12 protein-coding genes are annotated in these 13,143 nt (G+C 71.0%); all 12 read right to left on the bottom strand.

Annotated features, from left to right (window positions below; genetic code table 11):
• Window positions 1-90: 90 nt before the first annotated feature.
• Window positions 91-363 carry an HPr family phosphocarrier protein gene (locus tag ABD093_RS08125; RefSeq protein ID WP_193118087.1) on the bottom strand — a complete coding sequence of 91 codons (273 nt, stop codon included), beginning with the start codon at window positions 361-363 and terminating at the stop codon, window positions 91-93.
• Window positions 364-648: 285 nt separating this feature from the next.
• A complete protein-coding gene (locus tag ABD093_RS08120; protein WP_343923610.1) occupies window positions 649-1,794 on the bottom strand; it encodes a mannitol-1-phosphate 5-dehydrogenase in 1,146 nt (381 codons plus the stop codon).
• Window positions 1,795-1,798: 4 nt separating this feature from the next.
• Window positions 1,799-4,000: a PTS sugar transporter subunit IIA gene (locus ABD093_RS08115; protein ID WP_343923608.1), complete on the bottom strand. Its 2,202-nt coding sequence runs from the start codon at window positions 3,998-4,000 to the stop codon at window positions 1,799-1,801.
• Between the two features lie 256 nt (window positions 4,001-4,256).
• On the bottom strand, window positions 4,257-5,069 hold the full coding sequence (locus tag ABD093_RS08110) for a TVP38/TMEM64 family protein (protein ID WP_226850432.1): 813 nt from the start codon (window positions 5,067-5,069) through the stop codon (window positions 4,257-4,259).
• A 54-nt stretch (window positions 5,070-5,123) separates the two neighbouring features.
• Window positions 5,124-5,936 (bottom strand): DUF1684 domain-containing protein, encoded by an 813-nt coding sequence (locus ABD093_RS08105; protein ID WP_193118084.1) that lies wholly within the window; start codon window positions 5,934-5,936, stop codon window positions 5,124-5,126.
• A 123-nt stretch (window positions 5,937-6,059) separates the two neighbouring features.
• Entirely contained in the window at window positions 6,060-6,407 is a 348-nt protein-coding gene (locus tag ABD093_RS08100; RefSeq protein ID WP_193118083.1) for a GntR family transcriptional regulator, read from the bottom strand.
• Window positions 6,404-7,300, bottom strand: a complete 897-nt coding sequence (locus ABD093_RS08095) for a hypothetical protein (protein WP_193118082.1) — start codon at window positions 7,298-7,300, stop codon at window positions 6,404-6,406. Before ABD093_RS08095 ends, ABD093_RS08100 begins: the two co-directional genes overlap by 4 nt.
• A gap of 262 nt (window positions 7,301-7,562) precedes the next feature.
• The gene (locus ABD093_RS08090) at window positions 7,563-7,877 is read right to left on the bottom strand and encodes a putative quinol monooxygenase (RefSeq protein WP_343923603.1); all 315 of its coding nucleotides are present in this window, start codon (window positions 7,875-7,877) and stop codon (window positions 7,563-7,565) included.
• A gap of 139 nt (window positions 7,878-8,016) precedes the next feature.
• Window positions 8,017-9,807: an ABC transporter ATP-binding protein gene (locus ABD093_RS08085; RefSeq protein ID WP_343923601.1), complete on the bottom strand. Its 1,791-nt coding sequence runs from the start codon at window positions 9,805-9,807 to the stop codon at window positions 8,017-8,019.
• Window positions 9,804-11,531, bottom strand: coding sequence for an ABC transporter transmembrane domain-containing protein (locus ABD093_RS08080; RefSeq protein ID WP_343923599.1), 1,728 nt, complete (start codon window positions 11,529-11,531; stop codon window positions 9,804-9,806). Before ABD093_RS08080 ends, ABD093_RS08085 begins: the two co-directional genes overlap by 4 nt.
• A 149-nt stretch (window positions 11,532-11,680) precedes the next feature.
• Window positions 11,681-12,577 (bottom strand): SDR family NAD(P)-dependent oxidoreductase, encoded by an 897-nt coding sequence (locus ABD093_RS08075; RefSeq protein ID WP_343923597.1) that lies wholly within the window; start codon window positions 12,575-12,577, stop codon window positions 11,681-11,683.
• Window positions 12,578-12,581: 4 nt separating this feature from the next.
• Complete coding sequence (locus ABD093_RS08070) at window positions 12,582-13,100, bottom strand: MarR family winged helix-turn-helix transcriptional regulator (RefSeq protein ID WP_193118078.1); 519 nt, start codon at window positions 13,098-13,100, stop codon at window positions 12,582-12,584.
• Window positions 13,101-13,143 lie beyond the last annotated feature (43 nt).

The raw sequence follows: 13,143 nt of genomic DNA, 5'->3' as shown, positions 1-13,143 counted from the left end.
AGAGCCCTGAGGCCTGCAGAATCCTGTCGCCGAGGAAGAACCCGGGACCAGGGCACAACCCCGGGACCGGGTCGGTGCCCGGGGGAGGGCTCAGTCCTCGGCGTCGAGGTCCTTCTCGAGGAGATCGGCCAGGGCGTTGACCGACTCGTCGGCCCCATCACCCTCGGCACGCAGTGTGACCTCGTCGCCGTGACCGGCGCCCAGGGTCATGAGCATGAGCATGCTGGAGGCCTGCACGGCATTGCCGCCGGACTTCTCGATGGTGACGGTCGCGCTCTGCTCGGCGGCGGCCTGCGCGAAGATGCCCGCGGGGCGCGCGTGGAGCCCGGAGGCGCTGGCGATCTTGACGGTGCGCTCTGCCATGGTGTGTGCCTTTCGACGGGCCGCCGCGCGGTTCGCGACGGTGGGGCGGCGCGGTCTCCGCGCCGAGTTCTTACAGTGTCCTCTGGAAATATACCGGTCTGTCCCGTGAGCCTGGGGCCCAGCGGGCAGACCATCGCTCGGGAGTGGGAAGAGTCCCCACTGTGCGTCGATCGCGCCCTCGCGGGACGGCGCGCTGCACCCCTCGCCGCACTCCGAGCCGGGACGGCCTGAGGGCGGTGTGGGGAGGGTCGACGCGAGCCGAGTGCGGCGCCCGTCGACCCACTTTCACAGGGTCGACTGCCTCGCGGCGACGGCGTCGCGCACGGCGGCGAACAGCGGGTGCGAAGGCTCCAGGCCAGTGATCTCGGCCGTGGCGGCGTCGGCGTCCTGCGAGCGTAGGATCTCCTGCAGCCGGTCCACCTCGTCGTCACCCTCTGGGGTGAAGGCGAGCGCCGCCGAGAAGGAGGCGAGCAGGCCCTGATATCCCAGCCCGTGCTCGGCGAGCTCGGCGGCCGGACTGATGATCCGCTCGTTCCGGGAGAGCTTGCGCAGGGGCGCGCGCCCCACCCGCTCGACCGGGTCCGGCAGGGCGGTGTTCGCGAAGCGGCCCAGCACCTTCGTGCGGTACGAGGCCATGTCCTCCTCGGAGAAGCCGTGCTTGGCGACCAGCAGCGCGGAGGTCTCCGTGAGCACCGAGGTGACCCGGCCGTGCACCGCGGCATCGGAGATCGCGTCGGCGATCGTCGAATGCCCCGCGGCCCAGCCGTGCCAGGCGGTGGTGGCGTGGCCGGTGTTCACGGTGAACAGTTTGCGCTCGATGTACGGGCCGAGGTCGTCCACCCAGGTGATGCCCGGGACGTCCAGCTCCTGGCCGGCGAAGGGCGTGCGATCCACGGCCCACTCGTAGAAGTCCTCCACGGTGACGTCCAGGCCTGCACCGTCGGCCTGCACCGGCACGATGCGGTCCACCGCAGTGTTGGAGAACAGCGCCTTGTCGTCGAGGTCCTCGCCCTGGTAGTTGGCGCGGATCTCCTGCTCCAGCAGATCGGTCGCGTTGATCGCGTTCTCGCAGGCCATGACGGCCAGGCGAGGGGCCCCGGCGGGGCGGGCCGCGATGCCGGCGGCGATGTTCGGTGCGACGAAGCGCAGGATGTGCGCGCCGACGGCGGTGGTGACGACGTCGGCCGACGCGACCTGCTCGGTCAGACCCTCGGGATCCTTCGTCGAGTTGATCGCGCTGAAGCCGTCGACGACCGTCCGCGTCGGGTTCTGGCCGACGGTGCGCACCTCGTAGGAATCCGCCTCCTGCAGCTGCGTGATCAGGGCGTCGGCGACGTCCGCGAACACCAGCTCGTAGCCGGCCTCGTGGAGCAGCAGGCCCACGAATCCGCGGCCGATGTTCCCCGCGCCGAAATGCACTGCCTTGGTCATACGATCACTCCTTCTCGTCGCCGAAGATCGCCAGGATCTCCTCGGCGCTGGTGGCCTGCTCGAGGCGCTCGACCTGGGCGGGATCGGAGAAGGTCATGGCGACCTTCTGGAGCAGCTCGAGGTGCTCGTTGCCGACCCCGGCGATCCCGATCACGAACTTGGTCGGGTTGCCGTTCCACTCGATGCCGTCCGGGTAGCGCACGAACGACATCGCCGAACGCTTGATGGTGGACTTCGCATCGTTGGTGCCGTGGGGGATGGCCAGGCCGTTGCCCATGAACGTGGAGACCGTGGCCTCGCGGGCGTGCATCGCGTCGACGTACCCCTGGTCCACGGCGCCGGCGCCCACCAGCAGGGCCCCGGCCTCGTCGATGCCGGAGGCGGAATCGGTCGCGGTGCCGGTGAGGACGATGCTCCCGGGGGAGAGGATCTCCGGGGAGGCGGCCGAGGTGTCCGAGGCGGCAGCGGCGTCGGAGGAGTCAGGGGCCTCGGACGCTCCGGCGGCACCCGCCGACTCGTGCTGGGGAGCGGTCTTCTCGGCCGCACGACGGCCGTGGCCCCCGCCAGCGCCCGCGCCTGCTGCTCCGGCTGCTCCGGCACCGACGGTGGCGGCGGTCGCTCCTGCGACCGGCTCGGAGTCGGTCTCCGCCTGGGGATCGTTGCGCTCGTGCACGAGCTCGACGACCTCGTCATAGCGCGGGGAGTTCATGAACTGGTCCACGCTGACGTGCACGGCGGAGCCGGTGCGCTGGCGCGCCCGGTCGGTGAGCTCCTTCTGGGTGACGACGACGTCCCACTCGTCGTTCAGGGAGGAGATCGCCTTGTTGGTGACCTCGACGTCGGCGAAGCCGGCAGCGCGCACCTTCTTGCGCAGCACGGTCGCGCCCATCGCCGAGGAGCCCATGCCGGCGTCGCACGCGAAGACGATCTTGTCGATGCGCCCGGTGTGGCCGGAGCCGTCGGCCGCGGCGGCCGCTCCGGCTCCGGCACCCGCGCCGGTCAGGGCGCCGGCGACGGAGGACTTCTTGCCCTTCATCTCCTCCATCTTGGCGGTGGCGGCGGCGATGTCGCCGTCGTCCTGCTTGCCGATCTTGAGGAACAGCGTGGAGAGCAGGAAGCTCACTCCGGCCGCGGCGAGCACGGCGAGGGTGATGCCCAGGTAGGAGTCGCGGGCGGCGACGCCGTAGATCGCGAGGATGGATCCCGGGGAGGCGGGTGCCTTGAGCCCCGTGTTGAAGAGGACGTTCACGAACACGCCGGACATGCCGCCGCCGACCGCGGCGAGGATGAGGATCGGCTTCATGAGCACGTAGGGGAAGTATATCTCGTGGATGCCGCCGAAGAACTGGATGATCGCGGCGCCCGGTGCGGAGGCGCGTGCCGCGCCGCGACCGAAGATCGTGTAGGCGAGCAGGATGCCGACCCCCGGTCCAGGGTTCGACTCGAGCAGGAACAGCACCGACTTGCCGTTGGTGGCGGCGTCGGCGATGCCCAGCGGGGTCAGCACGCCGTGGTTGATGGCGTTGTTGAGGAAGAAGACCTTCGCGGGCTCGATGAGGATCGAGACCAGCGGCAGGAGGTGCGCATTGATCAGCGCGGCGACCCCGTTGGCCAGCAGAGTCATCAGGGCGTTCACCAACGGGGCGAGACCGAAGAAGCCCGCCGCCAGCATGATGAAGCCGAAGATCCCGGCGGAGAACATGTTCACGAGCATCTCGAAACCGGCGGGGATGTGGTCCTGCCACAGGCGATCGAGCTTCTTCATGATCCAGGCCGCGAGCGGCGCCATGATCATCGCGCCGATGAACATGTGCACCTCGGGCAGCGCCGCGAAGTCGGCTTCGGCCTTTCCGCTGGCGAGCCATTCCTCGAGAGCTGCGGCGTTGTCCTGGGCGATCAGCCAGTCGGAACCGGCGATCACACCCATGGTCGCGATCACGCCGACCACGGCGCCCCGCGCCTCGTAGATCATGCGGCCGCCGGTGTTCGCGATCAGCAGCGGCAGCAGGTAATGGATCATCGGGCCGACGGCGCTCTCGAGTGGAGCGTTCGGCGTCCAGCCGTCCTCGATGAAGAAGGCGGTGAGGATGCCCCAGGCGATCAGGGCCGGGATGTTCGGCATCACCATGTTCGACAGCGAGGTGCCGACCTTCTGCAGGGCCACGCGCGGGCTGAACCCGCGCTTGGCCTCGGTCTTTGTAGTCATGACACGTCCTCAGGGATGGCCGGGGACCACGGGCCGGGGTCTCCGGAGGGCGACGGCGTGCGCCGACTGGCGCACTGCGGCCGGGCAGGGCGATCTCCGAGCATGGATCTGAGGAGGGGCTCCGGCGGCGTGAGAGCAGTCTAGTCCTGGCGACGGCCCGGAACAGGCACCCCGGGACTCGGCATCCGTCGAGGTGGCGCCGAGGAGTCCGTGCCGAGGAATCGGAGTGGGGGATCGGCCGACGGGGACGGGGCGCTCAGGCGTCGGCGGTGCGGGTGGCCCGCCAGCGGCGGTAGGACATCAGGGTCAGGATGATCACGATGATCCAGGAGATCACCACGGCGATGCCGTGGCCGATGCCGGGATTGGCGAGGAAGGAGCCGATCGCGATGAGGGAGATCTGGCCGGGCAGGGCGGACAGGGCGGTGGCGATGAGGAAGTCGCGGCTCGTGATGCCCAGTGCGCCGCTGCCGTAGTTCACCGGCCAGTACGGGATGCCGGGCATGAGGCGCAGCGTGCACACGGCGTAGAAGCCGCCGTTCTCCAGCTGGTCCTCGACCATGTCCGCATGCGAGCCGAGACCCTTCATCACCGTCTCGCGCCCCAGGCCGCGGGCGATCCAGTAGCCGCCCCAGCAGCCCAGCACCACGCCGATCATCGACAGGACTGTGCCCAGCGGCAGCCCGAAGAGCATCCCGCCGGCCACGGCCATGATCGTCACCGGGATCGGGGTGAGCGCGACGACGGCGTAGAGGCCGATGAACGCGAGCGGACCCCAGGCGCCGAGCTCGGCGAACTCGGCGCGCAGCTCGTCGAGCGATGGCAGGCGCACGTTCAGCGCGAGCCAGATCATGGCCAGCACGGCGACGACGAGGGCCACGTTGCGCAGCACGGACCCCCACGGCACGCCGCCCCGTCGGCCCCGGCCCGACGAACGGTCATCGGCGGATCCGGTTGCTGCAGTTCCAGTCGGAGCGGCCTCTGCCGCAGCAGTTCCGGTCGCATCGGCTCCGGGCTCAGCGGGGCCGGATGCGGGCTGCGCGGGTCGCGCGGAGGAGTTCTCGAGCATCCCGCGATCCTAAGGTGCTGGCGCTGTTCGTGCAGTTCCCGCCGTTTCCGCCGTTCAGCGCTCCGTGGGCTCCACCCGGGACTCCCCGGCCCGCACCGCGAGCGGCAGGTGATTGCCCACCGGCGGCCGGGGGCAGGTGCCCCAGGCACTGAAGGCCGAGGGGAAGTTCAGGGAATAGTTGAGATCCACCCGCACCTTGTCGTCGTCGAGCTGTGCGCTCACCTGGCGCCAGTCGGCGGTGTCTGTCCCGGAGGTCTCGTCGGTGAACAGGATGCTCGACTCCCCGGTCAGCACGAGGTCCACGGCCGTGCCGTCGATCTCGAGGGTGGCCACACCGGGGGAGGGCAGTTCCTGCTGCAGCCACGGCATCGCGGAGTCGACCGTCACGGTGGTGGTCTCGCGCCGCCAGGTGCCGGTCAGCACGAGGGCCGGGTCGTAGTCGAAGGTGGGCACGCCGTCGAAGGCGGTCAGGCGCGGGGCCGACGGGTCGAGCAGACGCAGGCCGATCCGGCCACCGCGACGGATCACGTCGATCCTCACGTCCTCGCCGTAGCTCGCCAGGCGCACATCGCCGGTGCCGGTCACGGTCACGGTGGTGCGGTCGGCGTCCTCGTGGACCTCGACGTCAGGGGCCTCGGCGAGCACCGTCAGATCCGTGCCGTCGAGGTGGACGACAGCGCGATCGTCCACGATCTCCCAGCTGCCGGGCACGCCCTCGAGGCGCTGAGGACCGGCCGAAGGATCGATCCACCGGATCCCCACCTGGGCGAGGATGCCGTGGGGAGCGGCCAGGGACTCGTCGCGACGGCGGCGGAAGCCCTGCCAGGTGGTCGTGGCGCTGTCAGGGGTCTGGGCGGTGGTGCTCATGGGCGTCTCCTCGCTCGGTGCGTGTGCCTCGAGTCTGCCTCTGGAGGGGGCTGCCGTGCACGGGGCGCGTGATCTGCGGACACAAAGCAGTCGGCAGGGAGCTCGCGGTGTCACCACGCGGTGTCACCACACGGCGCGGAGCACCCGGATGGCGGCGTCCAGGTCGAGACCGTCCTCGCGCGAGCTCGAGGCGAGGCGTCGCGCGGCGCGGGCGACGGCGGGGGAGACGGGGGAGGCCTGGTCGCTCACCCGGGACCCGGAGCCGGCGCGGGAGACGATCAGCCCGCTGGCCTCCAGCGCCCGGTAGGCCTTCGCCACGGTGCCCGGGGCGACCTGCAGATCGGTGGCGAGCTGCCGGACGGAGGGCAGGCGGTCCCCACGGGCGAGGGCGCCGGTCGTGATCAGCCCGGCGATCTGGTCGTGGATCTGCTCGGCCGGGCTCCCACCGGCCGGGGTGATCTCGATGATCATGCCGACTCCCGAGAGGTCCTCGCGGACCGAGGGAGAGCCGTCAGCGCGGTGTAGACCCAGAGCCCCAGGCCGATCGCCGCGAGGAGCGGGGCACCGTATTCCAGGAAGGGTGCCAGGTCGGAGAACGCCGAACCCGTGGAGAAGTGCTCTCCCGATTCGGCACCGACGGTGAGACTCATCGTGGACGTCGACTTCAGGAGACGGAGGACCGACGCGAGGTGGAGCAGCAGCGCTCCGGTCGTGATGCGGGCGACGTTCGTGCTCCGCAGGCGGCGCTGCGCGATGTCCTGCTCGACGTCCTCCGGATGCGGCGGCCGGGCGATGCCCGCCCATGCCATCACTGTGGCCGCGAGCAGGATGACCAGGGTGATCATCGGCGCCAGGGAGTAGTGCCAACCGTAGAAGTCGGTCTCTGCGCCCCCGCTGCCCAGCTCGATGACATAACGCGTGAAGTGGCCGGCCTCATCACGCTCCGAGACCAGGCCGGTGGCCACGGTGATGGTGACGACGAGCGCGAGCACGATCCCGAGGGTCACCATCCATGGCCCGCTCAGGAACGAGGTCCAGGTGCGCCGCGTCAGCTGGGCCCCGTTGGAGCGACGGTCGCGCGCAGGGAGTCCGAGCAGGAGCACCGTGAGGACCCCGAGCGCCAGCGGCAGCACGAAGCGCACGGCGGCGTACACGTCCCAGGGGAAGGACTGGAGGTCGGTGACATACATCGGGATCAACGGGGACGTCGAGAACACGATCATGATCAGCGACGAGGCGCCGGCAGCCAGAGCGGTCACGAGGCCGACCGGCCGAGCGAGGCGGGGGAGCCTCCTCCGCAGGACGAGTCTCAGCAGCGCCGCGCCGAGCACGCCCACGACGAGGGGGATGTACAGGAACCACATCGGAAGAAACCTCGATCCGTATCAGTCAGGTGACACAAACCGTATCAGCTGATTAGTACGTTATCGAGGGTGAGCAAGTCAGCGCCACCGGCCCGCGGCGGTCTCGATGGTGGCCTCGATGGGGTGCCGGCGTGGTGGCTGTGCTGGCTGTAGCGGCACCGATGGTCACCCTGGTGGCGGCCGCTGAAAAACAGAAGCGGCCGACGGGATGGTCCCGTCGGCCGCCGCGCTGTCGAGCTGGTCGTGCAGCAGCTCTGTCCGCTCAGAGCAGGCCCTGGGCCTCCGTGCCGGCGGGGATGGGGGTCATGCGGGTGACCAGGCCCGGCTTCTCGACGAGGTCGGCGACGTCGGCGCGGAAGATCTTCACCTGGTCGCTGTCACCGTGGGCGTCGAGCGCCTCGACGGAGGACCACTTCTCGATCATGGTGATCGTGCCGTCCTCGGCGTCGTGGATGGAGTAGAGCTCGCAGCCCTCCTCGGTGTGCACGGCGGCGATGCCGCGCTGCATGGCGTCCGCGAGCTTCTGCTTCTTGCCGGGCTTGGGGTAGAAGATGGCGGTGACGACGACAGCGGTCATGGGGGCTCCTGGTGCTGATCGGGGTGGGGTCCTGAGCATCCATCCTGCCTGGTCGAGCCGCTCGACTCCACCCCGTCCCAGCACGGCGACCTCCGCGACGGCGACGGTTGTGGGGCCGACGCCTCGCGGCGGATCGCCCTCACCGTGCGGTCCAGGCCTCCCAGAGCGTCGCGTAGAGGCCGTCGCCGTGGCTGAGCTCCTCGTGGGTTCCTGATTCGACGATCCTGCCGCCCTTCATCACCAGTACGCGGTCGGCGGTGACGGCCTGGGACAGGCGATGGGCGACCACGAGCCCGCCCCGGCCCGTGAGCACCCCGCGTGCCGCGGTCTCGAGATCCCGGGCGCCGGAGGAGCCGGCCTCCGCCGTCGCCTCGTCGAGGACCACGAACTCCGGATCCGCCAGGACGATGCGGGCGAGAGCCAGCATCTGCTCCTGCATGGCGGTCAGCGGCTGCCCGCCGTCGCCCACCACGGTGTCGGTGCCGTCGGGCAGACTGCTCACCCAGCGGTGGGCCCCGACGGTGCTCAGGGCGGCGAGGACGGCACCGTCGTCGGCCTCCGGGGCGGGCACGCGCACGTTCTCCGCGATGCTGCCGGCGAAGACGTGCACCTCCTGGCTGACCATCGAGATCCGTCGTCGCAGTGCAGGGGCGGAGAGGTCGCGAACGGCGTCGGCTCCCAGGCGGACGGTCCCGGTCGTGGGCGGCACGGTGCCGGCGGCGATCTGGGCGAGCGTCGATTTGCCGGCGCCGGTGGCACCTACGACGGCGACCACCTCGCCCGGCGCGATCCGCAGATCGACCGCGGCGAGCACGGGGTGGTCGACCTCGTAGGAGTGCCCGACGCCGTCCAGCAGCAGCGAGCCGTCCGCCGGCGGCAGCGTCTCGAGGGCCGGGGCGCCCGCCGTCGCCGCGATGCCGACTGGTTCTGCCGCACGTGCTGATCGTGTCGACGACGACGGCAGGTCGATCACGCCGACCATCCGTGCGAGCGAGGCGCCGGCGGACTGGATCTCGTCGAACATGCCGACCAGTGCGCCGATCGGATTGAACAGGCGGTGGAACAGCAGCGCTGCGGTCGCGACGCCGCCGGCCGTCAGCCCACCGGACTCGACCAGGAGGGACCCGGCCACCAGGAGGGCGGCGAGGACCACCGCCTCGGCCCGGTTGTTGCGCGAGAAGGCGCGGGTGAGGAAGCGGAACACGTCGATCGACAGGGTGCGCGCATGGACCGACGCGGCGTCGATGCGCTCGAGCTCGACCCGTTCGGCCTCGTACGCCCGCAGGGTGGTGGCGCCGCCGATGCCGCCGAGCATGCGCTGCGAGCGCACACCGAACGCGATCCGCTCCTGGGCGTAGATCGGCCCGGAGCGGGGCAGGTACCAGCGCAGCGTCAACGCGTACATGGGGACGGCGACGAGGCCGACGAGACCCAGCCTCCAATCCACCACCGTCATGCCCGCGGCGGAGACCACCACCACGAAGAGCGACTGCAGGAACATCGGCAGGATGGCCGAGGCGGCCTCGGTGACCACCCGGGAATCCTCCGCGACGCGGGAGACGAGATCTCCGCGCCCTCCGCTCTCGACCACGGAGGAGTCGACGGCGAGGGCTGCGTCCAGGACGTCCTCCCGGAGCGATGCGACGGCCGGCTCCGCGAGCGCGCCCATCCACCAGCGGCTCAACCAGGTGCCCAGACCGCCCACGATGCCGGCGACAAGGATCCAGACGGCGCCCTGGACCACCGGGCGCATCGAGGTCTCGACGCGCAGCGCGTCCACGAGCCCGCCCACGACCCAGGGGCCGACGAGGCCGGCCAGCGCGGTCACGAACCCGGCGACGGCGATCAGGAGCAGCAGGAGGAGGCGGCCGGACAGGAGGGGGCGAAGAGCCGCGAGGACTCGCCGCCGGGAGGCGGTGGGCAGGATCATCGCTCACCCCCGGCGGTCTCGTGGTCCTGCTCGCCGGCCTGCTCGCGGTCAGGGCCCGTCAGGGTCGGGACGCGAGTCACGGCCGAGGCCGCCGCCGCTGGATCCGGGTCCGGATCGGCGGATCCCTCGGCGTGGATCTCGTGGATCTCGTCGGCCAGAGCACGGAAGGCCGGGGAGGAGGTGAGCACGAGGGTGGTGCGGCCGGCGCGCTCCCGCTGCACGCCCCGCGCGATCTGCCACTCGGTCACCGAGTCGACGGCACTGGTGGGGTCCTCGAGCACCAGCACCTCCGGGTCCGCGTACAGGGCACGGGCCAGGGCGATCCGCTGGCGCTGGCCGCCGGAGAGGTTGCTGCCCGCCTCGCGCACCTCGTGGTCCAGGCCGCCGGTGACCACCCCGAGCACCTCTGCGGTCCCTGAGGCGGCGAGCACCGAATCGGGCACCGGGGTGCCCGGGTCGTGGAGCATCGTGATGTTCGAACGGATCGTCCCGGCGAAGAGATCCGCCGCATGCGGCGCGCTGATCATCGACCCGGCCAGGGGGCGGGCGATCTTGTCGCGGCGGGAGCCGCCCACGAGGACCCGATCTGCGCCCGCACCACCCGAGAGGGCCCGGGCGAGCCGGAGGGCCGCCGCGGGCTCCGAGACGTCCAGGACGCACAGCACACCGTCGCTGATCCGCAGGTCCACCATGTGGTGGGTCCCGAGGTCCAGGGAGTCGACGGCGATCGCGGAGCCGGTGGGCAGCGGCCCCGTCGGCTCGACGGATCGACCGCCGCCCAGGAAGTCCGCGATCTTCCCGGCCGCGCCATGGGAGCGGGCGAACACGGTCATCGTCATGGTGAGGGTCTGGATCGGCTCGGAGAAGAACACGGCCACGCCGATCACCGAGACCAGCTGGCCCACGCTGAGGTCGCCCGTGGTCACGCGCCAGCCCGCCATGAGCACCACCCCTGCGAGGATCACGCCGACGCCGAGGGCGCCGAGGCCGGAGACCCGACCGGAGACATCGGCTGTGCGGACCCCGGCGGCGGCCGCGTCGGCGGAGGCGCGATGGTAGCGCTGAGAGGCCCAGCGCTCACCACCGATGGCCTTGAGGATCCGCAGGCCGCCCATCGTGTCGCTCGCGACCGCGCCGGCCTCGGCGACCGCCGCCTGCTGATCACCGCTGCGCCGGGAGATCGCCCGGGAAGGGCCGGCGACGACCAGGAGGGCGAGGGGGACCCCGAGGATCACGACCAGGCCCACCGGCAGATCGACCCACAGCAGGTATGCGGAGGCGCCGGCGATGCCGATGAGCGCGGAGCCGCCGGAGGCGAGCTGTCGGAAGATCATCGCGGCGACGTCGGCGTCCGCCGAGGAGAGCGACAGGACCGCGCCCGGCCGGCGCCCATCGAGCGCGCCGCGGCTCAGCAGTGCGTGGCGTGCCACCTCGACCCGCAGGTCGTGGGCCTCCAGCTGCAGTGCCGTGTTCATCCGTCGAGCCCCGAAGCGATAGGCGAAGGAGAGCACCGTGAACAGCAGCAGGAGGCCGGCGATCGAGAGCAGCAGGGCGGCGCGGTCCCGGGGCACGATCGCGTGGTCCACGATCAGCCCGATGGAGATCGGCACGAGAGCCTCGCAGAGCTGCCAGGTGGCCATCAGCAGCAGGCCCGGGACGACGAATCGCAGGCGGCGGCAGATGGCCCGCCGGAGCAGGGAGCCGCTGGTGGGTGAGGTGGGCATGGGGCCTTCGAGAGGAAGAGTCGTCGCAGCCGGGTCCGGCGCTATGAAGGCAACCCTAACCTGGAGTGGAAGGGGATGGGGCCCCGGGTGCGGGGGCGGACGCCGGCACCCAGGGGGACGCGGTCCCGGGTCCCGTGCGCGGCTCGCGCTCAGGCGGTGTGCGGCAGCCCCACCAGCTCGGCGCTGCGCTGCCACAGCGCCTCGGCGAGCTCGAGATCGTCGGCCTGTGGGTTCACGGCCATGGTGGGCCGGTCCTGGTCGTAGTAGCGCCCCGAGGTCCAGGTCGAGCCCGGAGTGCCGGTGAGGAACCAGGCCAGGGTCGCTCCGCCCCGCTCGGGGCTGATCATCGGCGCGAGGCGTGCCAGCGGTGACTGGTAGAGCCAGCGCATCGGGCTGCGAGAACCTGCGGAGAAGCTCGTGCGCACCAGCCCGGGGTGGAACGCCGCGGAGGAGATCCCCTGGTCGTGGAACTTCGCATGCAGGCTGCGGGTGAACAGCACGTTCGCGAGCTTCGCGTCCCCGTAGGCCTTGCGCGGGCTGTAGCGCTTCATGTTGTCGAGGTCCTCGACGTCGAGGTGCCCGAAGAGCCGGTTCGCCACGCTCGAGGTGTTCACGACCGCGGCGCTCCCGGCCAGCAGGCGCGGCAGCAGGAGGTTGGTGAGCAGGAACGGGGCGAGATGGTTGACCTGCATGGTCTTCTCGAAGCCGTCGACGGTGGGGGTGCGGTCACCGAAGATCCCGCCTGCATTGTTGGCGAGCGCGTCGATGCCGTGCCCGGCCGTCGCCTCCGAGAGCTCCTCCGCGAGGCGGCGCACGTCGTCGAGGCGGGCGAAATCGGCGACGAAGTGCTCGGCGCTGACGTCTCGCGCGACGGCCGCGGTCTTCTCCGGCGAGCGGCCCACGAGGAGCAGTCGGATGCCCGGGCCTGCGAGCTGACGGGCCGCGGCGGCGCCGATACCGTCGGACGCACCGGTGAGGACGATGGTCCTGAGGCTCGGGCTCGGGCTCGGGGTGGGGGCGGGGGAGTTCGTCGTGCTCTGCTCCATGGGGTCAGTCCTTGCTCGTGTCGTGGGCGGAGACGTCGCCCGAGTTCTCCAGGAACCGCTCCAGCAGCTCCGCCAGCGCAGTCTGCTCCTCGCGGCTGAGGCGGGCGTCCAGCAGCTCCTGTTCGCCGTGCGCGTGCGGGACCACGACCTCGTCCACCAGCTCCCGGCCGGCGTCGGTCAGGCGCACGAGCACGCGACGGCGGTTGGAGGGGTCCATCGTGCGTTCGAGCAGGCCCTTGTCCTCCAGGCGCTGCAGGCGGTTGGTCATCGCAGCGCCGGTGACCATGCTCGATGCGGCCAGCTCGCCGGGCGTGAGCGTGAACGGCGTCCCGGAGCGGCGCAGGGTGGCGAGGGTGTCGAACTCCCCGCGATGCAGGCCGTATTCCTGGAACGTCGCCTGCAGGGTGCGGCTGACGATCTCCCCGACGCGGGAGAGGCGGCCGATCACCCCCATCGGGGTCGCGTCGATGTCCGGGCGCTCCCAGGCCCACTGGGCGAGGAAGTCGCTCACGCGGTCGGCCATGTCATCGCCTCCAGAATATTCGATGCCTAACTGTTTGACGCAA

Source organism: Brachybacterium tyrofermentans (assembly GCF_039526165.1).
Classification (GTDB): Bacteria; Actinomycetota; Actinomycetes; order Actinomycetales; family Dermabacteraceae; genus Brachybacterium; species Brachybacterium tyrofermentans.
The sequence above is the reverse complement of the archived record's forward strand: the minus strand, read 5'-3'. Positions and strand labels throughout refer to the sequence as shown.